General features: G+C 64.7%; 19 protein-coding genes. 11 read left to right on the top strand and 8 right to left on the bottom strand.

Annotated elements, in window-relative coordinates:
- Positions 1-18: 18 nt before the first annotated feature.
- The 3 genes from J2887_RS21645 (at position 19) to J2887_RS21635 (ending at position 3,324) form a co-directional block, all read left to right on the top strand.
- The gene (locus tag J2887_RS21645) at positions 19-1,239 is read left to right on the top strand and encodes a multidrug effflux MFS transporter (RefSeq protein ID WP_227173195.1); all 1,221 of its coding nucleotides are present in this window, start codon (positions 19-21) and stop codon (positions 1,237-1,239) included.
- A 113-nt stretch (positions 1,240-1,352) separates the two neighbouring features.
- Positions 1,353-1,850, top strand: coding sequence for a thiol peroxidase (gene tpx / locus J2887_RS21640; protein ID WP_227173194.1), 498 nt, complete (start codon positions 1,353-1,355; stop codon positions 1,848-1,850).
- A gap of 142 nt (positions 1,851-1,992) precedes the next feature.
- Entirely contained in the window at positions 1,993-3,324 is a 1,332-nt protein-coding gene (locus J2887_RS21635; RefSeq protein WP_227173193.1) for an MATE family efflux transporter, read from the top strand.
- Between the two features lie 7 nt (positions 3,325-3,331).
- On the opposite strand, the gene J2887_RS21630 is transcribed toward J2887_RS21635, so the two are convergent.
- Positions 3,332-3,763: a thioesterase family protein gene (locus J2887_RS21630; RefSeq protein ID WP_227173192.1), complete on the bottom strand. Its 432-nt coding sequence runs from the start codon at positions 3,761-3,763 to the stop codon at positions 3,332-3,334.
- A 186-nt stretch (positions 3,764-3,949) separates the two neighbouring features.
- On the opposite strand from J2887_RS21630, the gene J2887_RS21625 reads away from it, so the two are divergent.
- Complete coding sequence (locus J2887_RS21625; RefSeq protein ID WP_227173191.1) at positions 3,950-5,599, top strand: MBL fold metallo-hydrolase; 1,650 nt, start codon at positions 3,950-3,952, stop codon at positions 5,597-5,599.
- Between the two features lie 133 nt (positions 5,600-5,732).
- The gene (locus J2887_RS21620; RefSeq protein ID WP_227173190.1) at positions 5,733-7,238 is read left to right on the top strand and encodes a succinylglutamate desuccinylase/aspartoacylase family protein; all 1,506 of its coding nucleotides are present in this window, start codon (positions 5,733-5,735) and stop codon (positions 7,236-7,238) included.
- Between the two features lie 14 nt (positions 7,239-7,252).
- On the opposite strand, the gene J2887_RS21615 is transcribed toward J2887_RS21620, so the two are convergent.
- Positions 7,253-8,440 (bottom strand): MalY/PatB family protein, encoded by a 1,188-nt coding sequence (locus J2887_RS21615; protein WP_227173189.1) that lies wholly within the window; start codon positions 8,438-8,440, stop codon positions 7,253-7,255.
- A gap of 227 nt (positions 8,441-8,667) precedes the next feature.
- On the opposite strand from J2887_RS21615, the gene J2887_RS21610 reads away from it, so the two are divergent.
- The 4 genes from J2887_RS21610 to J2887_RS21595 all read left to right on the top strand — a co-directional run bounded on the left by J2887_RS21610 (position 8,668) and on the right by J2887_RS21595 (position 13,562).
- Entirely contained in the window at positions 8,668-9,555 is an 888-nt protein-coding gene (locus tag J2887_RS21610; RefSeq protein ID WP_227173188.1) for an AEC family transporter, read from the top strand.
- Between the two features lie 126 nt (positions 9,556-9,681).
- Positions 9,682-10,059 carry a DUF4398 domain-containing protein gene (locus J2887_RS21605; protein WP_227173187.1) on the top strand — a complete coding sequence of 126 codons (378 nt, stop codon included), beginning with the start codon at positions 9,682-9,684 and terminating at the stop codon, positions 10,057-10,059.
- Positions 10,060-10,082: 23 nt separating this feature from the next.
- Entirely contained in the window at positions 10,083-10,913 is an 831-nt protein-coding gene (locus tag J2887_RS21600) for an OmpA family protein (protein WP_227173186.1), read from the top strand.
- A 141-nt stretch (positions 10,914-11,054) separates the two neighbouring features.
- Positions 11,055-13,562, top strand: a complete 2,508-nt coding sequence (locus J2887_RS21595; RefSeq protein WP_227173185.1) for an acyl-CoA dehydrogenase — start codon at positions 11,055-11,057, stop codon at positions 13,560-13,562.
- A 6-nt stretch (positions 13,563-13,568) separates the two neighbouring features.
- Here J2887_RS21595 and J2887_RS21590 read toward each other — a convergent pair whose 3' ends face one another.
- Together J2887_RS21590 and J2887_RS21585 are read right to left on the bottom strand one after the other, a co-directional pair.
- A complete protein-coding gene (locus J2887_RS21590; protein WP_227173184.1) occupies positions 13,569-14,042 on the bottom strand; it encodes a hypothetical protein in 474 nt (157 codons plus the stop codon).
- Between the two features lie 5 nt (positions 14,043-14,047).
- Positions 14,048-14,986 carry a LysR family transcriptional regulator gene (locus J2887_RS21585; RefSeq protein WP_227173183.1) on the bottom strand — a complete coding sequence of 313 codons (939 nt, stop codon included), beginning with the start codon at positions 14,984-14,986 and terminating at the stop codon, positions 14,048-14,050.
- A gap of 135 nt (positions 14,987-15,121) precedes the next feature.
- Between J2887_RS21585 and J2887_RS21580 the strand changes: the two genes are divergently transcribed.
- Complete coding sequence (locus tag J2887_RS21580; protein ID WP_227173182.1) at positions 15,122-16,021, top strand: DMT family transporter; 900 nt, start codon at positions 15,122-15,124, stop codon at positions 16,019-16,021.
- A 71-nt stretch (positions 16,022-16,092) separates the two neighbouring features.
- On the opposite strand, the gene J2887_RS21575 is transcribed toward J2887_RS21580, so the two are convergent.
- On the bottom strand, positions 16,093-16,725 hold the full coding sequence (locus J2887_RS21575; protein ID WP_227173181.1) for a MarC family protein: 633 nt from the start codon (positions 16,723-16,725) through the stop codon (positions 16,093-16,095).
- Between the two features lie 72 nt (positions 16,726-16,797).
- Positions 16,798-17,661, bottom strand: a complete 864-nt coding sequence (locus J2887_RS21570) for a DMT family transporter (RefSeq protein WP_227173180.1) — start codon at positions 17,659-17,661, stop codon at positions 16,798-16,800.
- Between the two features lie 104 nt (positions 17,662-17,765).
- Between J2887_RS21570 and J2887_RS21565 the strand changes: the two genes are divergently transcribed.
- Positions 17,766-18,677, top strand: coding sequence for a helix-turn-helix domain-containing protein (locus tag J2887_RS21565; RefSeq protein ID WP_227173179.1), 912 nt, complete (start codon positions 17,766-17,768; stop codon positions 18,675-18,677).
- A 6-nt stretch (positions 18,678-18,683) separates the two neighbouring features.
- Here the strand turns inward: J2887_RS21565 and J2887_RS21560 are convergent, their stop codons facing one another.
- Complete coding sequence (locus J2887_RS21560) at positions 18,684-19,244, bottom strand: gamma-glutamylcyclotransferase (protein ID WP_227173178.1); 561 nt, start codon at positions 19,242-19,244, stop codon at positions 18,684-18,686.
- Between the two features lie 114 nt (positions 19,245-19,358).
- Positions 19,359-20,939: a flavin-containing monooxygenase gene (locus J2887_RS21555; RefSeq protein WP_227173177.1), complete on the bottom strand. Its 1,581-nt coding sequence runs from the start codon at positions 20,937-20,939 to the stop codon at positions 19,359-19,361.
- Between the last annotated feature and the right edge of the window lie 94 nt (positions 20,940-21,033).

Below are 21,033 nucleotides of genomic sequence, written 5' to 3'. Positions count from 1 at the left end.
TTGCTATTCAGGATACCCATGCTCGCACTTACCAGCGTCTGGACTACCGTGCTGCTGGCCGCCGCCGTGGCCCTCGGTCCCCTGGCCACCGATATGTACCTGCCCGCGCTGCCCGCCCTTGGGGAGGCCATGGCGGCGGGTACCGATCAGGTCCAGCTCACCCTCAGCGTGTACATGGCCGGCTTTGCCCTGGCCCAGTTGCTGTGTGGCCCGCTGGCGGATCGGTTCGGTCGCAAACCGGTGATGATTGCCGGCTTCGTGCTGTTCGCCGGCGCCAGCCTGGGCTGTGCCCTGGCCACCAACATCGAGACCCTGACCCTGTGCCGTTTCCTCCAGGCCCTGGGCGGCTCCACCGGCCCGGTGCTGGGCCGTGCCGCCATTCGTGACATCTACGCTCCCCGGGACGCCGCCCGCATCATGGCACTGCTGGCCAGCATCATGGCGCTGGCACCGGCCATTGCTCCCACTCTCGGTGGCCTGATGCTCGACACCCTGGGCTGGGCCTCCATCTTCCTCGCCCTGGCCGGTTATGCCCTGGTGATGACGATGGTGGTGGCCTTCGGCATCCCCGAACCGATGAAAGCGGAATACCGCCAACCCTTGCGGCTGAGCAGCCTCTGGCACAATTACCGCAGCATCGCCTCGGACATCAGCTTCCTCGGCTATACCCTGACCAATGCCCTGGTGTTCTCCGGCCTGTTCGCATTCCTGTCCGGGTCCTCATTCGTGCTGATCGACTTCCTGGAGGTGTCGCCACGGCACTTCGGCCTGTTCTTCGCCTTCATGGTGGCCGGCTACATCACCGGCAACCTGACCGCCATGCGCCTGAGCCATCGCCTGGTGCCGGACCAGCTGCTGCTGCGGGGGCTCGGGATCGCCGTCGCCGGCGGTTCGCTGATGGCCGGCCTGGCGATGGCGGAAGTGTTCAACGTCTGGGCGGTGATCATCCCCCAGGCCATCTTCATGACCGGGGTGGGCATGGTGTTGCCCCAGACCATGGCCGGAGCGCTGGCCAACTTCCCCCGTATGGCGGGATCGGCGTCCGCCCTGTTCGGTTTCGTACAGATGACGGTGGCCGCCTGCGTCGGCGCTCTGGTCGGCCATCTCCACACCGGCACCTCGCTGGTGATGGCCTCGATCATCGCCATCGCGGCACTGGCGGCCCTGGTGGTGTACCTGTTGCTGGTGCAGCGATTCCCCGCCCCAGGTTTCGAGCCGACAGCGGAAGCCCAGGGCTGAGGCCGCACAAACTGACCAGCAGGGGTGACGAACCGGCGGCGATGGGCTACAAGTAAGGGAGTCTCAGCCAACGGCCCCGCGCGGGGTCACCACTCAGCTACAGGGAGCCTCCCATGAGCGACGTAACACTGGACGGCAATCCGCTGGACATCAGCGGCAGTTTCCCCACCCCGGGCGATACCGGGCCCGACTTCACCCTCACCAGCCAGGGCCTGGAGGAGGTCAAGCTGGACGCCTACGCCGGCCAGCGCAAGGTCCTGAACATCGTGCCCAGCCTCGACACCGGCGTCTGCGCCGCCTCCACCCGCAAGTTCAATGAAAAGGCCAGCAGCCTGGACAACACTGTGGTACTGGTGGTCTCCGCCGACCTGCCCTTTGCCGCCGCCCGTTTCTGCGGCGCCGAGGGACTGAAGGATGTGGTTACCCTGTCCACCTTCCGCAACTACAGCTTCCAGCAGGATTACGGTGTGGCGATCCAGAACGGTCCGCTGGCCGGGCTTTGCGCCCGCGCGGTGGTGGTGCTGGATGAGCACAACAAGGTGCTGCACAGCGAGCTGGTGTCAGAGATCAAGAACGAGCCGGATTACGACGCCGCCCTCAAGGCGTTGTGATACCCCGTCCCTGCTGGCCATCAGTCGGCAGGGACGCCACCCACCCGCACCTGGCAAACGCCGCCCCGCCGGATTCGGCATTTGGCGTTTCGCTCCCTATAATGGCCCCTTTCTTAATGCCACCGGCCGTACTCCCGTGACCATGCCCTCCAACGCAAGTCTGCCCCGACAGCTGTTCTCCATGACCTGGCCGATGCTGTTCGGCGTACTGTCGCTGATGACGTTCCAGCTGGTGGACAGCGCCTTCATCGGCCAGCTCGGTCGTGATCCTCTTGCAGCCCTGGGCTTCACCCTGCCGATGCAGCAGCTGGTCATCGGCCTGCAGGTGGGGCTGGGGATTGCCACCACCGCCATCATCTCCCGCACCCTGGGGGCTGGCGACGAGGCCCGGGCCCAGCGCCTGGGTGGTCTGGTGGTGGTGGTCGGTGCAGTGATGGTACTGGCGCTGTGCCTGGCCCTGTGGCTGGTACGAAACCCGATCATGACGCTGCTGGGGGCCGACGCCCACCTGCTGCCACTGATCCGTGATTACTGGCTGCCCTGGCTGCTGTCCGCCTGGCTGGGGGCCATGCTGTACTTCGGTTACAGCGTCTGCCGTTCCCACGGCAACACCAAGCTGCCCGGCATCATGATGATGGTCACCAGCCTGCTCAACATCGCCCTCGATCCACTGTTCATTTTCGTGTTCGGCTGGGGCCTGCCGGGGGCCGCCCTGGCCACGGTCACCGCCTTTGCCATCGGCTGTCTGGCCATCTACCCCCGGTTATTGAGCCAGGGCTGGCTGAGGTTCGACCTCGCCGGTCTGTCGCTGCCCAACGCCCTGCGCCAGCTTGGCGGCATCATGGCTCCGGCGATGGTGAGCCAGTTGATGCCGCCGCTGGCCGCCATGCTGGCCACCGCCCTGGTGGCCGGGTTTGGCGCCTCCGCGGTGGCGGCCTGGGGGCTGGGCACGCGGCTGGAGTTTTTCTCCATCGTGGTGGTGCTGGCGCTGACCATGTCGATGCCGCCGATGATCGGCCGACTGCTGGGCGCCGGTGACCTCGAGCAGATCCGGCGCCTGGTGCGGCTGGCGGTGCGCTTTGTGGTGGTGTGGCAGTTGGTGATCGGGGTGCTGTGGCTGGCCGCCTCGGGGCTGGTGTCGCAACTGTTCAGCAGCGATACCAGCGTGCAGACGGTACTGCAGAGCTATCTGGTGCGGGTGCCGCTCAGCTACGCCGGCCTGGGCATCTGCATGCTGATGGTGTCGGTGTGCAACGCCCTGGGACTGGCGATGCGGGCGCTGCTGGTGTCCACCCTACGCCTGTTCCTGTGCTTCCTGCCGCTGCTGTGGCTGGGTGGTCAGCTGGCGGGCATCACCGGCCTGATGACCGGGGCTCTGGCAGGCAACCTGCTGGCGGGGTTGATGGCCTATCAGTTCTACCGCGCCGGACTGAACGCCCTGACGGCCCGCACCGCCGGCTCAGCGGCCACCTGATAGCGGACTAGAGCGCGGTAAAGCGGGATCGGAACCAGGCCGGCATCGGCGTGACCTGACGCTCGCCATAGTCGAAGAAGACAAACCCGTACTTGGCCAGGGCCACCGCCTCGCCGCCTTCCCGCTTGCTGACCCGGAACACAATGTCGCCACCGTAGCGGTTGAAATCCATCATCCCGACCTCGAACCGCAGCATCTCCGGGAAGAACGACTCGGCCTGGTACATGGTCGCCAGGTCGGTCACGATGATGCCCACCTCCTGGTTGTCGGTTTCTTCAATGCCATGGTGAGCCAGGAACTGGGCCCGGGCCTCCGACAGCATGGAAATCAGGGCGTCGTTGCCCAGGTGACGGGCACCATTGATGTCGGTGATGCGCACCGGCATGGCGGTCTCGAAGCTGAATACGTCGTCGGGAAACTCTAGCTGGATACGGGCCACGGCCATCCTCGTCGCTTGCTCGGGAAAGACGTCATCATACCCTGCCCCCCGCCCGGGTTCACCCTGCCCACCCCGATGATGGTTGTGGTAAAACAGGGACCAGGAGTCAATCAGAAGCTCCCCATAACAAAAGAAACAAAAGCTGTGCCGCTCCGGTTCGGACGGCAAAAAAATAGAGAGAACCCCATGGATATTCGACCGGCCGCCACCCTGGCGCTGCTCAGGGATGGCCCCACAGGCCTGGAAGTCCTGTTGTTGCAACGCAGCTGGGATGCCGCCTTCCTGCCCGGCTATTACGTTTTTCCCGGGGGCGCGGTGGATGACAGCGACCGCGCCGACCACCATCACCTGGGTAACCACACCCCGGGAGGCTACGACGACACCGCCATCAACCAGACCATGAGCCTGGACGGCGGCGGCGCCGACTACCTGATCGCGGCCATTCGCGAAAGTTTCGAGGAGGCCGGCGTACTGCTGGCCACCGACCGCCAGGGCCAGCCGCTGACGACCGACCGCTACCAGCAGGCCCTGAGCCGGCGCCAGGCAGTCTGCCGCGGTGAGCTGGATTTTGCCCGACTGTGCCAGGACCTGGCGTTGTCACTGCCCCTGGACCGCCTGGCCTACCTGAGCCACTGGGTGACCCCGGCCGGGGCGCCACGGCGCTTCGATACCCGTTTCTTCCTGGCCCGGGCACCGGCGCAGGCGGCCCGGCACGACGGTGCGGAAACCATCGATCACCTCTGGCTCGACCCTCACCAGGCACTGGCCAACCATCGCCGTGGCGACCGGCTGTTCAGCGCCCCCACCCTCAAGACCCTGCGGGAACTGTGCGCCTTTGCCAGCGCCGACGACGCCATCGCCTACGCCCGCGCCAATCCACCGGCCGCCAGCAATGACAGTGCCTGGCCCGCCCGCAAAGGCGACCGCACCATCATGGTGGAAAGCGGCACCCCGGCCTACGACCAGGTTCGCAAGCTGGACCCGGACCGACTCGGCCATGCCTCCGCCACCATCGAGCCGGGCGAACTGGTGGCCATCGGGGACGGTGTCTATCGCCTGACCGCCGGCAACCCCAGCGTCATGACCGGGCCGGGAACCAACAGTTACCTGCTGGGCCAGCCGGGGGACTATACGGTGATTGACCCGGGCCCGGCGCAGGACGACCACCTGGAGCGGCTGCTGGCGGTGACCGACGGCCAGATCCGCCAGGTACTGGTGACCCATACTCACCTTGACCACTCTCCCGCCGCGAAGGTGCTGCACGAGCGCACCGGCGCCCGCCTGGTGGGCTACCCGGCACCGGCCGGCGCCAGCCAGGACGCCAGTTTCCAGCCCCAGTGGCAACCCCGTGACGGCGACCAGCTGGCCACCGGCGCCGGCCCACTGAAAGTGCTGCACACCCCGGGCCACGCCTCCAACCACCTGTGCTACCTGCTGGAGTCGCAGGGCCTGCTGTTCTCCGGCGACCACATCATGCAGGGGTCGACGGTGGTGATTAATCCCCCCGACGGCGACATGAAAGCCTACCTGACGTCCCTGGCCCGTCTGCTGGAGGAGGATCTGGCCTACATCGCTCCGGGCCATGGTTTCCTGATGGGCAACCCGGCGGTGGTGATCGATTTCCTCACCACCCACCGCCTCAGTCGTGAACATAAGGTCATCCAGGCGCTGCACCATCATGGCCCCGGCACCCTCAAGGTACTAACACCCCATGCCTACGACGACGTGCCCGCGGCCATCCACGGCCTGGCCGCACGCTCGCTGCTGGCGCATCTGGAGAAACTGGTGGCCGACGGCCGGGTACAGCAGCAGGGAGAGATCTGGCAGCTGCGCTAGCCCCGATCACCGGGCAGTGCCGCTGTTACCATTCTGTTAGCCCCATACCCAGTGTCATGGGGCTTCACTATGCTAGGAAAGCTGAGAACCGGATCACCCAACCCATCGACTTTCCAGGAGCACGTCGTTACACATGACCCGACACCCGCTGCTACCGCTGCTGTCCTTCACCTGGCTGAGCCTGGCCGCGCTGGCGCCAGCCAGTTTGCATGCCGAAACCACCGGCGGCCCGGACGAAACCCTCGAGGTGGAGGACATCGCCGAGGACGAGAATGTAACCGACATCGAGCAGTCACAGCCGCTGGCCTCAGCTCCCAAGGCAGACGCTGAACCGGAGGCGGAAACCGATGCCGCTCAGGCAGACGCAACGACCACGCCGGCCGGGACCGGCGACGCCTCATCCGATGCCCAGAGCGAGAATGGCAACACCAGCAGCAAGGTGATTGCCCCCAACATCGACCTCAAGGAAGTAGCGCCACCGCCGGAAGTGCAACCGCCGGCCCCGGAGGCGGAAACCGCCCCAGCGACCGCCACCAGCGACACCGGGGAAGCCAAAACGGCCACCGATGCTGACCAGCCAGCCGAAACTGCCACCCCCGATACCGCCACGGTGGAGCCGGAGACGCCGGCCCCCGAGCCAGAACCGGAACCGGAACCGGCCCAGGCCACCAGCCTCACCCTGCTCAACGCCGAGGTGTTGCCCGGCACCTCCACCCGCCTGGCCTGGGCACCGGGCATCCAGATTGCCGGCCTGTCCCAGCCCACGCCGGTGCTGGTGGTCAACGGCGCCAACCCGGGCCCCAACCTGTGCCTGACCGGCGCCATCCATGGCGATGAACTCAATGGCATCGAGATCGTCCGCCGCACCGTCTATGACCTTGACCCGGAGTCCCTGTCAGGCCGGGTGATCGGCATTCCCATCGTCAACCTACAGGGCTTCCAACGCGGCACCCGCTACCTGCCGGACCGTCGCGACCTCAACCGGCACTTCCCCGGCAGCACCGACGGCAGCCTGGCGGACCGCATTGCCCATTCGCTGTTCAACCAGGTGATTCGTCACTGCGACATGCTGGTGGATATTCACACCGGCTCCCTGCGCCGCACCAACCTGCCACAGCTGCGGGCAGACATGAACAACCCCGACGTGGCGGACTTCACTCGCGGCTTTGATCGCATGGCGGTGGTGCACTCCTCAGGTTCCGACGGCATGCTGCGCACCGCCGCCGTGGACGCCGGTATCAAGGCGGTGACGCTGGAAGCGGGGGAATCCCTGCGTATCCAGGAACACCAGATCAACGCTGGTGTGCACAGCCTCAACAGCCTGATGGAAAAACAGGGCATGGTGTCGCGGATGTTTGTCTGGGGTGAGCCTGAACCGGTGTACTACAACTCATTCTGGGTTCGGGCGGAGCACGGCGGCATCCTGTTCAGCGATGTGGAGCTGGGGGACACCATCAGCCAGGGCCAGGTACTGGGTTACGTCGCCGACCCCATCACCAACGCCCAGCACCCGATCCGTGCGCCGCGGGATGGCCGGGTGATCGGCATGGCGGTTGATCAGGTGGTGATGGCAGGCTTTGCCGCCTACCACATCGGCGCCGAGGCCCAGACCCCGGAATCCGCCGAACTGGCGGACTAGTCTCCGGTCAGGTTCTAAGACGCCAGCGCCGCCGCCAGCTGGTCTAGGGCCTGGTCCAGCTGGGCCCGGGAGGTGCCCAGGTTCAGCCGCATGAAGCCGCTGCCGGCGGCACCAAAACTGCGGCCCGGGTTCAGGCCCAGACCGGCCTGGTGAATGAAGAAGCGCTTCAGGCCCGCATCATCCAGCCCCAGATCCCGGCAATCCAGCCAACTGAGGTAAGTTCCTTGTGGACAGTGGGCGGTGATGCCCGGCACCGCCGCCAACCGCTCACAGACCCGGTCCCGATTGCCCTGCAGGTAGTCCAGCAGGGCATCGAGCCAGGGCCCGCCATGGCGATACCCCGCCTCGAACGCGGTGGCGCTGAACGGGTTGCAGTGGCGAACATGGAGACGGTCGAACTCCCGCGCCAGCGCCTGGCGGCGGTCACGATCCGGCACCACCAGCGCCGACAGCCCCAGTCCGGGAATGTTGAAGGATTTGCTCGGAGCCACCGCCGTCACCAGGGCATCCTCCGCTCCCGCCCGCAATGCCAGCGGGGTATGGCGATGGCTGTCCGGGAACACCAGATCGGCATGGATCTCATCGGCCAGCACCACCAACTGGTGACGCCGGGCGATGGCCAGGATGGCGTCCAGCTCCTCCGGTTGCCATACCCGCCCCACCGGGTTGTGAGGGGAGCAAAGCAGGAGCAGCCGGGCGTCAGCGGCACAGTGCTCCAGGTGCGCCAGATCCAGCTGGTAGTGACCGTCCTGCAACCGTAAGGGGTTCTCCAGCACCCGCCGACCGGTCTGCTCAATGGCACTGTAAAACGGCGGGTACACCGGTGGCTGGATAATCACCCCCTCACCCGGCCCGGCAAAGGCCAGGCAGGCGGCGTGCAGGGACGGCACCACCCCGGGCACCAGCACAATCGACTCCCGCTCAATAGACCAATGATGACGCTCCCGGAACCAGTCCATCATCGCCTGGTAAAGACTCTCCGGAAACATCGAGTAGCCATACACCGGGTGCTCTGCCCGTTGCGCCAGTGCCCGGGTGATCGCCGCCGGGGTGGCGAAGTCCATGTCCGCCACCCACAGCGGAATCACCTGGTCGGTGCCAAACACCGCCTTGCGGGCGTCGTACTTGACCGCGCCACTGCCGGCACGGGGTACCACGGAATCGAACGTGGCGGTGGACACGCTGTTAGCATCCTGCGTCATTCTCTTGGTCACTCTCGGTGTCTCCCCTGTTTCCCCTCAGTATCACCTTCTGCGCCACGATGTAGCTCCTGTAGCCAGCATCTCCTGTGGCCTGGATCTGCTGACACCTTACCACGCCGCGACTTCGACCTTGGTGGCAGGTCGCCATCTCCGGGCTTGCCCCTCCCGGCAACAGTTGCGAAGCTAAGAGTTTTCCCTACAACACCAACAATTAATGGTAGTACTCCATGCTCACCCAGATTCTTGCCACCCTGTTGCCGGTGTTCCTGATCACCGGTTGCGGCACGCTCTATGGCCGCTTTCGCAGCACCGACATCCAGGGCATCAACACCCTCAACATGGAGCTATTCGTGCCCATGCTGGTGTTCGCGGTTCTGGCGGATCAGCAGGCACCGTTACAGGACTATGGCTGGCTGGCACTGGCCGGCACGGTGGTGGTGCTGGGCTCGGGGTTGCTGCTGTGGCCGCTGTGCCGGGTACTGGGGCTGAGCCCCAAAACCTTCCTGCCGCCGATGATGTTCAACAACTCCGGCAATATGGGCATCCCGGTGATGGTACTGGCGTTTGGTGAGGCCGCGCTGCCGGCCGCCGTGGTGCTGTTCATCGTCGAGATGCTGCTGCACTTTACCGTCGGCCTGCACATGCTCAACCCTCACGAGCCGCTGCGCAAACTGCTGAAGATTCCGGTGGTGCTGGCCAGCATCGCCGGCCTGGCGGTGAACTTCAGCGGCCTGGCGCTGCCGTCCTGGATGCTCGAATCCCTCAATATGCTGGGCGGCGTGTGTATTCCGCTGATGCTGTTTACCCTCGGCATCCGCATGCTGGATGTTGACTTCTCGGACTGGAAACTGGGACTGGTGGGCGCAATCGCCTGCCCCGCCAGCGGTCTGATCCTGGCCTGGCCGCTGATCGAGATGATGACCCTGCCGGGACTGCAGATCGCCACCCTGTGGGTGTTCGCCGCGCTGCCCCCGGCGGTGCTCAATTACATGGTGGCAGAACAGTACCGTCAGGAGCCCCACCGGGTCGCCTCGCTGGTGCTGATCGGCAACCTCGGCAGCCTCGCGGTCATGCCCATCACCCTGGGGCTGGTGTTCAGCGCGGGTCTGCTATAACCGGGCATTACAAACACGGGCTGCTATAGTAGAAAGACCCGTCATCCTGTTCAGTCCGTCGTCGCCGCGCTGCGGTGACGGCGAGTGGTGGTCACGGTTCCTTACATCGCAACAAGGAGTCGCCCCATGAACGCCTACCGAACTCTCAGGCCCGCGGCCTTTGCACTGGGCTGCACTGTCGTCCTTGCCGGCTGTGCGGGTCCCGGGCCCCGTCCGGATTCCGAACTGCTGTCCGCCGCCTCGGCGATCGAACAGGCCGAGGCCTCCCAGGCCCGCCAGTACGAGCCGGTGCTGCTCAACCAGGCCCAGAACAAGATCGCCGATGCTCGCGAACTGCTGGACCGGGAAGAGCATGATCGCGCCCGCCGCCTGCTGCATCAGGCCGAAGTCGATGCCCAGCTCGCCGGCGCCCGCTCGGAAACCGCCAAGGCCCGCCAGGCGGTGGATGAGATCAACCGCAACATCGAGTCCCTGCGGACCCAGATGAACGAGGCTGCTCAGTAGGCACCGGAACAGGAGATCCAACCATGACGTTACGTACTCTGATCACCAGCGCCACCCTCGGTGCCCTGGTGCTGCTGACCGGCTGTGCCGGCGCGCCCAAGCAGAACCCTGTGGTCGACGAGGCGCAGATTCTCTACGACCAGATCAAGAACGACCCGGCGGTGGCCCGCAGCGCGTCCACCCAGCTGCGCAGTGCCCGCAAAAACCTGGAGGAGGCCCAGGCCCTGCTGGAGGACGATGCCGACACCTCCAGCGTTGAGCACCGCGCCTACCTGGCCCTGCGCCATGCCGAGATCGCCCGGGAACAGGGCCTGCGTTCGGAGCTGGAGGCGGAAGTGGCCAATGCCGAGGAACGCCGCAAACAGCTGGAACTGCAGCGCAAGGAACTGGAACTGGCGCAGAAACAGTCGGAACTGCAACGCAGCGCCGAGGAAGCCGAAGCGCTGCGGCGGCGAATGGAAGCCATGCAGGCCGAACAGACCGAGCGCGGTATGGTGTTGACCCTGGGCGATGTTTTGTTCGATGTGGGCAAGGCCGACCTGAAGCCGGCAGCGGAACGCACCATCGACCGGCTGGCGGAATTTATGCGAGCCTATCCCGAACGCCGGGTGCTGATTGAAGGCTACACCGACAGTACCGGCGACGAGGGCTTCAACCAGCGGCTGTCGGAGAACCGGGCCGGCTCGGTGCGGGATGCCCTGGCAGCCAATGGCGTGAGCCCGGGCCGCATTGATACCCGCGGCTTCGGCGAGGCCTACCCCAAGGCCAGCAACGACAACGCCAGCGGCCGCCAGCAGAACCGCCGGGTAGAAATCGTCATCTCCGACGAACAGGGCAACATACAGACCCGCTGAGCCCGACCGCAGCCTGTCACGCCTCCGTCACGGGTTAATAAAGGAGTGATGACAGGCTGCAAGCAAGCCCTGCCAAACTGAAACAACCGGCCGAATGAACGACAACGTGGCTGTGCGACAACCCGAAGAAGGAGATTCCGGATGAGCATTGTGCTGTTGCTGTTAAGCATCCTGGTACTGGTTTACCTCGGCGTCGGAGGTACCACCGCCGCCGTGGTGATGAGCGTGGCGACCCTGGTGGGGGTGATCTGCGATCACTGGCACCTGCTCAGCATCCTGCTGGGAGGTGGCCTGCTGGCGCTGAGCCTGGTGGTGCTGTTCCCCGGGGAGCAACGCCGTGAACGCATCAGCCGGCCACTGCTGTGCTGGGTCCGCAGCAGGTTGCCGAAGCTTTCGGACACCGAAGCCGAAGCGCTGAAATCCGGCACCGTGGACTGGGATGGCGAATTGTTCTCCGGCCGGCCCGACTGGTCAAAGCTGCTCGATGCCCAGCCTGGTCACCTCAGTGAAGAGGAGCAGGCCTTCCTCGATGGCCCGGTGGAAGAGCTCTGCGCCATGCTCAATGACTGGTCCATCACCCATGAGGACTATGACCTGCCAGCACCGGTGTGGAAGTTCATCCGCAACAACGGATTCTTCGGACTGATGATTCCACGGGAGCACGGCGGCAAAGGCTTTTCCCACACCGCCCACTCCGAAATCGTGATGAAGATTTCTACTCGCAGCGTGTCCGCCGCCGTCACCGTAATGGTGCCCAACTCCCTCGGCCCCGGTGAACTGCTGATGGAATACGGTACCGAGCAGCAGCAGGCCCATTACCTGCCGCGCCTGGCCAGCGGCAAGGACATCCCCTGCTTTGCCCTCACCTCGCCGGTGGCCGGCTCCGATGCCGGCGCCATTCCCGACAAGGGCATTGTCTGCAAGGGTCAGTGGAACGGCGAGGAAGTGCTGGGACTGAAGGTCACCTGGAACAAACGCTACATCACCCTGGCGCCGGTTGCGACGCTGATCGGGCTGGCCATCAAGGTTTACGATCCGGAGCGTCTGCTGGAAGGCGACGAAGAAATCGGTGTCACCTGCGTGCTGGTGCCCAAGGATCTGGACGGCGTTAACGCCGGCGCCCGCCACCTGCCCATGAACACGGTGTTCATGAACGGGCCGACCTGGGGCAACGACGTCTTCATTCCCATGGACCAGATCATCGGCGGCCAGGCGATGCTGGGGCGGGGCTGGACCATGCTGCTGGAGTGCCTCTCCATCGGCCGCTCCATCTCACTGCCCGCCCTCGGCACCGGGGCAGGCAAGGTGGCCTGCCTGGCCACCGGCTCCTACGCCCTGGTGCGGGAACAGTTCGGTCGCTCCATCAGCCAGTTTGAAGGGGTCCAGGAAGCCCTGGAGCCGATTGCCGGGTACAGCTACATGATGGACGCCGCCCGTCGTCTCACCGCCGGCATGCTGGACCGGGGGGTACGGCCGTCGGTACCGTCGGCGGTGCTGAAGTACCGCAACACCGACCTGATGCGGGAGGTGATCAACCACGCCATGGACGTAGTGGCCGGTCGTGGCGTCATCACCGGTCCCCGCAACTTCCTGGCCCGCGCCTATCAGGCTGTACCCATTGGCATTACCGTTGAGGGCGCCAACATCCTCACTCGCAGCCTGATGATTTTCGGCCAGGGCGCCATCCGCTGCCATCCCTACATTGTCGAGGAGATCGAGGCCGCCGGTCTGGACGACCAGCAGCAGGCAGTCCGCAACTTCGACGGCGTGTTCTATCGCCACATTGCCCACACCACCCGCAATGCCCTGCGGGCGTTCGTCTCGGCGCTGACCTGGGGCCGCCTGGAGTCTGTCCCCAGCCAGGGCGATATCCAGCCCTGCTACCGACAGCTGGTACGGTTCTCAGCGGCTTTTGCGCTGCTGACCGACGTCACCCTGCTCAGCGTTGGCGGCGGTCTGAAAGCCCGCCAGCGGCTGTCGGGACGGATGGCGGACTGCCTGGTGCAGCTGTACTACGCCTCCGCGATCATCAAGCAGTGGCACGAAGAGGGCTACCCGCCGGACCAGCGCCCGCTGGTGGCCTGGGGCCTGAAAACCTGCCTGCGGGACCTGCAGCGGCAGATGCACGAACTGATCCGCAACTACCCGGTGCCGCTGCTGCGCTGGCCCCTGCGGTTGCTGGTGTTCCCCCTCGGTACCATCGGCAACAAAGGGCCGGAGGACGAACTCGGCACCGACGTTGCCGCCAGCATTGTCCGGGACACCCCGTTGCGGCAGCGGCTCGCGCAGGGCTGCTACGTCAACCACAGTCCGGAGGACTCATTGGGCCGGGTGCTCAACGCCTATCGCCTGGCCAACGAAACCCACGACATGCGTGAACGTCTCCACACCGCCATTCGCGGCCGCAACGAAGACGAACTGGATGCCATTGCGCTGTTGATGGGGCACCAGCGCAAGGAACTGGTGGACTGGGCACTCGCCCAGAACATCATCCGCGAAGACGAGCAGGCATTGCTGCTGGAGGCGCTGGAAGCGCTCTACGACGTGATTCGGGTGGATGCCTTCGACGCCGAGGGCATCAAGAAACTGGCCCGCTGCGCCAAGGGCAAGCGACAGGTGGTGGAGCGGCCACCACGGGAAGAGGAATAGCGCGGTCTACCGATCCACCACCCGGAGGATCTTCCGGGTATCCCGCAACACAATGTAGATACGGTCCTCCACCGCCACCCGCTGGTGGTGGTCATCCAGATCCAGAACGTAGCCGCCCCGGTAGAGGTGATCCGGCAGGCTGTCACCGGCCTCCGGGGGCGGCTCCAGCGTCCAGCCCTGGGCATCCGAACCGCCGGGCGCAGCCTTCTGGAGCCCGGGCGGCAGACTGGGCGCCGGGGGCGCCAGCCCCGGTTGCAGGGCCAGGGCGGGCAACGACAGCAACAGCAACAGTGGGCAAACCAGGCAGTGGCGCAAATGGGGTGGCATGGTGACCTCCGGCAGGCCAGAATTCGGAAAGGCCTCAAGGTAGCAGGTTGCCGCCATCGCCACGGTTACCGTGCGGTAAAGCTCCGGTAATGATCGTTCCAGCTCGCTGAAAAACCGCAGAAAGCCCGGCGCCACCAATGCCAGCGGCGGCATGACGGTCACCGCAGACCGTCGGCCTCAGCCTGCTCTACCAGCCAGCGCCGCAGGGTCTGAATGCCCTGCTCCCGCCGCCGGCTGGTCTTCCAGGCAAAGTGGAAGCGGTCGCCGGTGATGACGTGGTGGCAGGGCAACCGCACGAAATCGTCGGCGTCCTCCAGGGTGCTGAGCATGTAATCGTTGGTGAGGACGATGCCCTGGTGGTATCGGGCGGCCTCCAGGGCCAGCAGCATGTGGCTGAAATGCTGAATCCGGGCGTTGCCGGGAATGCCCATGCCGGCGACGTCATACCAGGCCTGCCAGTCGCCGGCCTGGCGGTTGAAGATGGTCTGCGTCGACAGCAGCGGAAAGGCCGCCAGCTGCTCCGGTGCCAGACCCTCGCGGTCCTCGCCCGCTTGCCGGTCCAGCCCCAGTTGCCGGCAGATCCGCTGCCAGTAGTCGCTGCTGCACACCGGAAACAGCCGCTCCTTGTACAGCAGCTCGTAGCTGAACGCCGATGATGAGGTATCAATGGTGATGAAGCAGTCCGCCACCCGGTCGGACAGCTGCGGGTTCTGGATCGTCATCTCCAGCGCCAGGTCCAGTTGCGGCTGAGCCCGCTGCAGATCCGGCAATCGCGGTATCAGCCAGCGCACCGCAAAGGAACTGAAGCAGGCCAGCCGCAGCCGTGATTCCTCCCGTCCCAGCATCTGTTCACTGGCCCGTTCAATCTGCAACAACGCCGATCCCACGGCCTCCAGGTACTGTTTGCCATCCTCGGTCAGGGTCAACTGACGGCCACTGCGCAGGAACAGCTTCTCCCCCAGATACGTCTCCAGCTGTTTGATCTGGTGACTGACCGCACTCTGGCTCACCGCCAGCTCCTCCGCGGCCAGTGAAAAACTGTTGAGTCGGGCGACGGCTTCAAACACCGGCAGGGCTTTGAGGGGAGGCAGCTTCATTATCTAAAAACCTAATACCAGATCAATAAACATCATTTTATCCAATGACAGCCCCACCCTACACTGTCTCCCTCAGCGCTTCGAGCGTCACCGCACTCAGAGGCTCACCCGCCACCCCATCATGGAGGAACGATCATGTCCGGAAAGACCGTCAGCAGTGCCATCTTGCTCCTGGTCATCGGCAACGCCCTGGCTCTGATTTCCGACGTTTTCATCAAGCTGCTGGAGCCCGGCGCGCCGGTTTTCCAGTTCGCGTTCCTGCGTTGTGCGCTGACCCTGCTGTTCCTGCTGCCGCTGTGGAAGCAGATCAACCACCGCAAACTGTTTGAAGGCGGGCGGGCGCATTTTGTCCGCGCCCATATCCACCTCGGCGGCATCCTCTGCATGATCGTGGCCCTCGGCGCCCTGCCCCTGGCCACCGCCAATGCCATCTTCTACGCCGCGCCGGTGCTGGTTATGGTGCTGTCGGTGCTGGTATTCCGGGAGCAGCTGACCGCCCTGAGCGTGGTTGCGGTGATCAGCGGATTTCTCGGCATCATCGTTATCCTGCGGCCGATGGAGTTCAACTGGGGCGCTATCGCGGCCCTGGGGTCTGCCGCCGCCCTTGCCATCAACGCGCTGATGGTCCGCAAGCTGCCCAGCGACCAGAGCACGGTCCACAAGCTGTTCCTGACCTACCTGATGGTGTTGCCGGCCATTGCGGTGCTGACGCTGGTGGAAGGTGCCGAGTGGGATCCTTCCATCCTGGTCAGTGCCCTGGGGTCGTCACTGTTTATCCTTGGCTACAACGTCACCGTGCTGCTGGCGTACAAGCAGGTGGACGCCAACCAGGTCACCAGTGCCGAGTACACCGGGCTGATCTGGGCGGTGGCGATTGGCTGGATCTGGTTCGGCGAGGTACCGGACGCCTGGTTCGTGCTGGGCAGCACGATGATCGTGGTGCCCCTGATCCTGATCGGCCTGCAGCATCGCCGCAAGGCCAGGGCCGAGAGCCACTACATCGCCGACAGTGAGTATCACGGCGCGTCCGGCTGAGCACCGGGGCTATAGGCCCCTGCGGGGATGGCTAACGGATGATGGAAAGTCGGTGAGGGGTAACTGGTCGGCTAGACCAGCCCCGCCGACTTGATAAAGCCGGCGATGCCGGTCAGCACGATTTCCGCCGCCATGGCGGACAGAATCAGACCACTGACCTTGGACAGGATGTTGAGACCGGTCTTGCCCAGCATCCGCTCCAGGTAGCCGGACAGGTAAAGCAACAGCGCCAGCAACAGCAGGCCCGTCACCAGGGCCAGCACACCACCCACCACTTCCGGCACCGATTTCAGTTCCGCGCCGTACACCAGAATGGCACCGATGGTGGCCGGACCGATCATCACCGGAATCGCCATCGGCACCACCGCGATGTCGTCGCGGTCTTCCTGGGGCAACCCGGTAGCGTGATTGCGGGTACCGCTGTTGACCAGGCTGATCGCGGTCAGGAACAGCAGCGAGCCGGCACCAATACGGAACGAGTTCAGGGTAATGCCAATGGCATTGAACAGCACCGGGCCGGCGAAAAACAGGATCAGCCCCAATACCAGCGCCGCCACGGTGGCCCGCCGGATAATGGAGTTCTTCTCAGCCACGGGCTGGCCCCGGGTCAACGCCAGGAACATGGTCACCACGAAGAACGGCGCCAGCAGAAAGACGAATCGGACAGTACTGCTCAGGTAGGTCGAGAAGAACTCGGCAAACATCGGTCGGGTTACCTTCAGGTTAAAGCGTGCATGCTACTGGCTTGCCTGTCGTCTGTCCGTACGCACCTGAACCTACGGGGATTTACGGAACAGCACCCAGTTACCCAGCAGCGCCAGGGCGGCGCCGGCGATGGCCGGGGTGGTCCATTCAAAGCCTTCCAGCCAGGTCGACACCGACAGCGCCACCACCGGGAACAGCACGGTGGCATAGCCCGCCTTGTCCGCCCCCAGGGTCTGTATCACGGTAATGTAGCAGTAGAACGCCACGATCGACCCGGGTATCGCCAGAAAGGCCGTCGCCCCCCAGAAGGTGGTGGAGGTCGGTACAACCCACTCCACCCCCTGCACCAGGCACCAACCGCCCAGAAGCAGCGCGCCGTAGACCATGGCCCAGGCATTGCCCGGCAGCAGCGGCACCTCCGCCATCCGCACCTTGACGCTGATCAGGTTGCCGAGAGAGAACCAGAAGGTTCCGGCCATGGCGAACAGCAGGCTCGACAGAGTGGCATTGCCCAGGCTGAGGTCATGCCAGAACAACAGCGCCACCCCGGTCACGCCCAGCGCCACCGCAGGATACAGTCGCCGGGTCGGTCGCAGCCGCAGGATCACCCAGCCGTTGAAGGCGTTGAACAGCGCCGCCAGGGAAAACACCACCGCCAGCAGACCGCTGGTCATGGTCTCCGCCGCCCGGTAGATCAGCAGAAAGTTGATGCTGTACAAGGTCAGCCCCTGCAGCACCAGCCAGCCATGCTGCCGCAGGCTCAGGCGCGGCAGCCGGCGCAACAGCGCCAATACCCCCAGGGCCACCACCGACGCCATCACGAATCGATAGAACACCGCCAGGTCAACGGCAGCGGTTTCCACCTGAAGACGGATCGCGGTCCAGGTCAGACCCCAGATCAACACAGTCAAACCATAATGCAGGGCGATGGGCATGGGCAGGCACTCCTAACGGCTAATCCGCCAGTCTACGACCGCCGATATCCCCGGGGCTTGTCAGATCCTGCGGTTCCGTGGATGATTCTTGCGGAGGCTCCGCTATGCAAGACCATTCCTGTTCCCCCCTGGCACCAGCCAGCTCCCGGCTCGACATTGTCGACGTCCTGCGTTCCGCCGGACTCGACCAGCAGCGTTTGCTGGAGCTGGACCGTGGCCAGACCCTGGCCCAGTGGCAGAACCGCAAGGGCCAGGTGCACTATGAACGGCCCCGCCATCACGTCCTCAGCATCTACACCAGCCACGGCGACCGGGCCAGCCGGCTGGTGAACGGCCACGCCGTGAGCCGGGGCTTCTCCGGCGCGGTGTGTCTGCTGCCGGCGGGCAGTCGCTCAACCTGGGGGATTTCGGGACAGTTCGAGTTTGTTCACCTGTACTTCAACGACCGGGACCTGGCCCAGTGCGCCGAACAGACCTGGGACTGCGAACCGGGTCACCTGCAGCTGCAGGAACGCTACCACGCCGAGGACCCGCTGCTGGCCCAGGCTGGCCAGCTGCTGGCGATGACCGACTGGCAGGCGCCCGGGCAGGCACTGGCGATGGAGCATCTGGCGCAATGGCTGTTGGTGCAGGTGGTCAGCCGCCACGCCATCGCCCCGCGCGCCACCCCGGAGGTGCGGGGACAGCTGTCGCGGCGTTACCGGCGGCTGTTGGAGGATCGTATCGATGCCGAGCTGGACCAGCCGCTGACGCTGGCCACCCTGGCCGGCTGGGTCAACCTCAGTCCCTATCACTTCGCCCGCCTGTTCCGGGCCACATTCGGTTGCGCGCCCTATCAGTACATTCAGGAACAGCGGCTGCTGCGAGCGCGACGACTGCTGCAGGCACCGGGCAGCAAGATCACCGCGGTTGGCCTGGCCTGTGGATTTGGCGACCCCAGCCAGTTCAGCCGGGCGTTCCGCAAACGCTTTGGCGTCACGCCGTCACAGTATCGGATGGCGTCGGGAAGGGGCTGACGGTGCTCAGACCGTCGATAACAGGCCGGCCAAAGTGAATATGTGGGGATCGTCGTCCCCCAGTTGCCGCAGAGACGCGGCCAGGTTGAGCAGGTATTCGGCATTGGCGCCGCTGGGGCCATGAGCCGAGGCGATCTGGCGGACAATCGCCTCATCGTCCGCCGGTCCCAGAAAGGCCGCGTTGTCCTCGGTGGCGATGTACACCAGGCCCTGCTCACGGGTGCCGTCGGCAAACGTCATCGGCGTCTGGAACCGCAGGTAGCCGTTCTTCTCCCGCACATCCAGCTGTTCAAACACCGCCGGGGCCACCCGGTAGCCTATGCCCAGGCAACGGGCGCCGGCCTGCGGTATCAGCGTGACCACCCGGCCGGGAGCCTCCGGGGTGCCCCGATGGTCATGGGAACCCTGCCAGAATCGCCGCACCCAGCCCTCAATATGGGCCGGCCGCCGCTCCAGGTACGGAAAATCCACCTTGTAGATCAGCGAGCCGTAGCCAAACAGCCACACCGACTCGACGCCGTCGAAGCAGAACCGCTGGCGATTGTGTGCTGTGGTATCAAAAGACATGGTAGCGCGCGTGTTGGCAGGATCAGGCCCACAAGCTTACCACAGGCGTAAAAAAGCCGGGGCAAAGCCCCGGCAACGCAATGTTCCAACATGCAAGGGAACAAAGACCTGAAATCAGGCTGGTACTGGTGCCGCTTCGGGAGCGTTTGCGGTAAGCGGCTGGCAGCGGTACTGGGCCGCATCGAATGACCGGGTCTGCTGGCGGAACTGCCAGGTGAAGCCCGGCCACAGCGTGGTGTTCTTGCCATTCTCGTTGACGTACCAGCTCTTGCAGCCGGTCTGCCACACCGAATCCCCCAGCCTGGCCTGCATCGAGGCGTTGTAACGGCTTTGGCTGTCGGCCTTCACTTCCACACTGGACCAGCCCTGGTGCGCCATCTGTTCAAGGGCCGCGATGACGTACTGCACCTGGGATTCGATCATGTACACCATGGAGCTGTGGCCCAGACCGGTGTTGGGCCCCATCAGCAGGAACAGGTTGGGGAAGCCGGTCACGGTGGTGCCCTTGTAGGCTTCGGCGCCGTCCTGCCAGGCATCCAGCAGGTCCTGGCCGTCACGGCCGTAGATCATGCCGCGGGGGATCGGGTCCTGGGCCTTGAAGCCGGTGCCGTAGATGATGCAGTCCACCTCCCGTTCGACGCCGTGATTGTCGACGATGACGTTGCCCCGCACCTCACGGATACCGTCGGTCAGCACGTCAACATGGTCCTGATCCAGCGCCGGGTAATAGTTGTTGGAGATCAGCACCCGCTTGCAGCCAAAGTGGAAATCCGGGGTCACTTTCTTGCGCAGTGCCTTGTCCTTGATCTGGCTGCGGATGTGGCGACGGGCCTGGAGCTCCCCCAGCTTGAGGATGCGGGGATTGCCGACAAAGCCCAACACCCGGGCTTCCAGATACCAGTAGATGCTGTTGCGCAGGGCATTGAGAGTTTGCGGTACCCGCCGGAACAGCGCCCGTTCCAGCGGCGAGATGGCCCGATCCGGCTTGGGCATGATCCACGGTGGTGTGCGCTGGTACAGATCCAGATGGGCCGCGTCCCGGGCCACTTCCGGTACGAACTGGATGGCACTGGCACCGGTACCGATCACCGCCACCCGCTTACCGCGGAAATCGTAATCGTGGTCCCAGTCCTGGGAGTGAAACGCCTTGCCGGTAAAGGATTCGATGCCGGCAATCTCCGGGTAGGCCGGCGTGCTCAGACCACCCATGCCGGATACCACCACCTGGGCCGTCAGGGTCTGGAACGCCGGCAACTGGTCGTCGCTGCGGTCCAGCTCATCACCCGGCTTGATGCCCCGGGCCTGCATGTACTGCCACAGTGCCGGACTGTCGCAGGTTTCCAGGGTCCACTGCTGACGGCCCTCCTGGTAGCGGGCACCGGCGACATGGGTGTTCAGACGGATGTGGGGCAACAAGTCATACTTCTCGGCACAGTGACGCAGGTACGCCTGGATCTCCGGCTGCTGTGCGAACATCCGGGACCAGTTCGGGTTCTGCTCGAAGGAGAAGGAATACAGCGCCGACTGCACGTCACAGGCACAGCCCGGGTAGTGGTTCTCGTGCCAGGTGCCGCCCACGTCGTCACTCTGTTCCAGAATGACAAAGTTGCTGTAGCCGGCCTGCTTGAGCCGGATGGCCATGCCCAGCCCGGAAAAGCCGGTACCGATGATGGCGATCTGTGTGTTGTCGTTCATGCTCCCACTCCTGTTGCAACCCGATTGTTATTGGCATGCTGGACTGGCTACGATGGGCGCCCGTCCGTCGGTAGACAAATGTATACACCCGAAA

The sequence above is a fragment of the Marinobacter sp. CA1 genome (assembly GCF_020546665.1).
GTDB classification, from domain to species: domain Bacteria; phylum Pseudomonadota; class Gammaproteobacteria; order Pseudomonadales; family Oleiphilaceae; genus Marinobacter; species Marinobacter xestospongiae.
The sequence above is the reverse complement of the archived record's forward strand: the minus strand, read 5'-3'. Positions and strand labels throughout refer to the sequence as shown.

Bases quoted from the DNA above. Each gene is read 5' to 3' on its own strand.
- J2887_RS21575 (WP_227173181.1), bottom strand. From the start codon at position 16,725: ATGTTTGCCGAGTTCTTCTCGACCTACCTGAGCAGTACTGTCCGATTC.
- J2887_RS21605 (WP_227173187.1), top strand. From the start codon at position 9,682: ATGAACGCCTACCGAACTCTCAGGCCCGCGGCCTTTGCACTGGGCTGC.
- J2887_RS21585 (WP_227173183.1), bottom strand. From the start codon at position 14,986: ATGAAGCTGCCTCCCCTCAAAGCCCTGCCGGTGTTTGAAGCCGTCGCC.
- tpx (WP_227173194.1), top strand. From the start codon at position 1,353: ATGAGCGACGTAACACTGGACGGCAATCCGCTGGACATCAGCGGCAGT.
- J2887_RS21620 (WP_227173190.1), top strand. From the start codon at position 5,733: ATGACCCGACACCCGCTGCTACCGCTGCTGTCCTTCACCTGGCTGAGC.
- J2887_RS21610 (WP_227173188.1), top strand. From the start codon at position 8,668: ATGCTCACCCAGATTCTTGCCACCCTGTTGCCGGTGTTCCTGATCACC.
- J2887_RS21555 (WP_227173177.1), bottom strand. From the start codon at position 20,939: ATGAACGACAACACACAGATCGCCATCATCGGTACCGGCTTTTCCGGG.
- J2887_RS21565 (WP_227173179.1), top strand. From the start codon at position 17,766: ATGCAAGACCATTCCTGTTCCCCCCTGGCACCAGCCAGCTCCCGGCTC.
- J2887_RS21625 (WP_227173191.1), top strand. From the start codon at position 3,950: ATGGATATTCGACCGGCCGCCACCCTGGCGCTGCTCAGGGATGGCCCC.
- J2887_RS21595 (WP_227173185.1), top strand. From the start codon at position 11,055: ATGAGCATTGTGCTGTTGCTGTTAAGCATCCTGGTACTGGTTTACCTC.
- J2887_RS21645 (WP_227173195.1), top strand. From the start codon at position 19: ATGCTCGCACTTACCAGCGTCTGGACTACCGTGCTGCTGGCCGCCGCC.
- J2887_RS21615 (WP_227173189.1), bottom strand. From the start codon at position 8,440: ATGACGCAGGATGCTAACAGCGTGTCCACCGCCACGTTCGATTCCGTG.
- J2887_RS21600 (WP_227173186.1), top strand. From the start codon at position 10,083: ATGACGTTACGTACTCTGATCACCAGCGCCACCCTCGGTGCCCTGGTG.
- J2887_RS21580 (WP_227173182.1), top strand. From the start codon at position 15,122: ATGTCCGGAAAGACCGTCAGCAGTGCCATCTTGCTCCTGGTCATCGGC.
- J2887_RS21570 (WP_227173180.1), bottom strand. From the start codon at position 17,661: ATGCCCATCGCCCTGCATTATGGTTTGACTGTGTTGATCTGGGGTCTG.
- J2887_RS21590 (WP_227173184.1), bottom strand. From the start codon at position 14,042: ATGCCGCCGCTGGCATTGGTGGCGCCGGGCTTTCTGCGGTTTTTCAGC.
- J2887_RS21635 (WP_227173193.1), top strand. From the start codon at position 1,993: ATGCCCTCCAACGCAAGTCTGCCCCGACAGCTGTTCTCCATGACCTGG.
- J2887_RS21560 (WP_227173178.1), bottom strand. From the start codon at position 19,244: ATGTCTTTTGATACCACAGCACACAATCGCCAGCGGTTCTGCTTCGAC.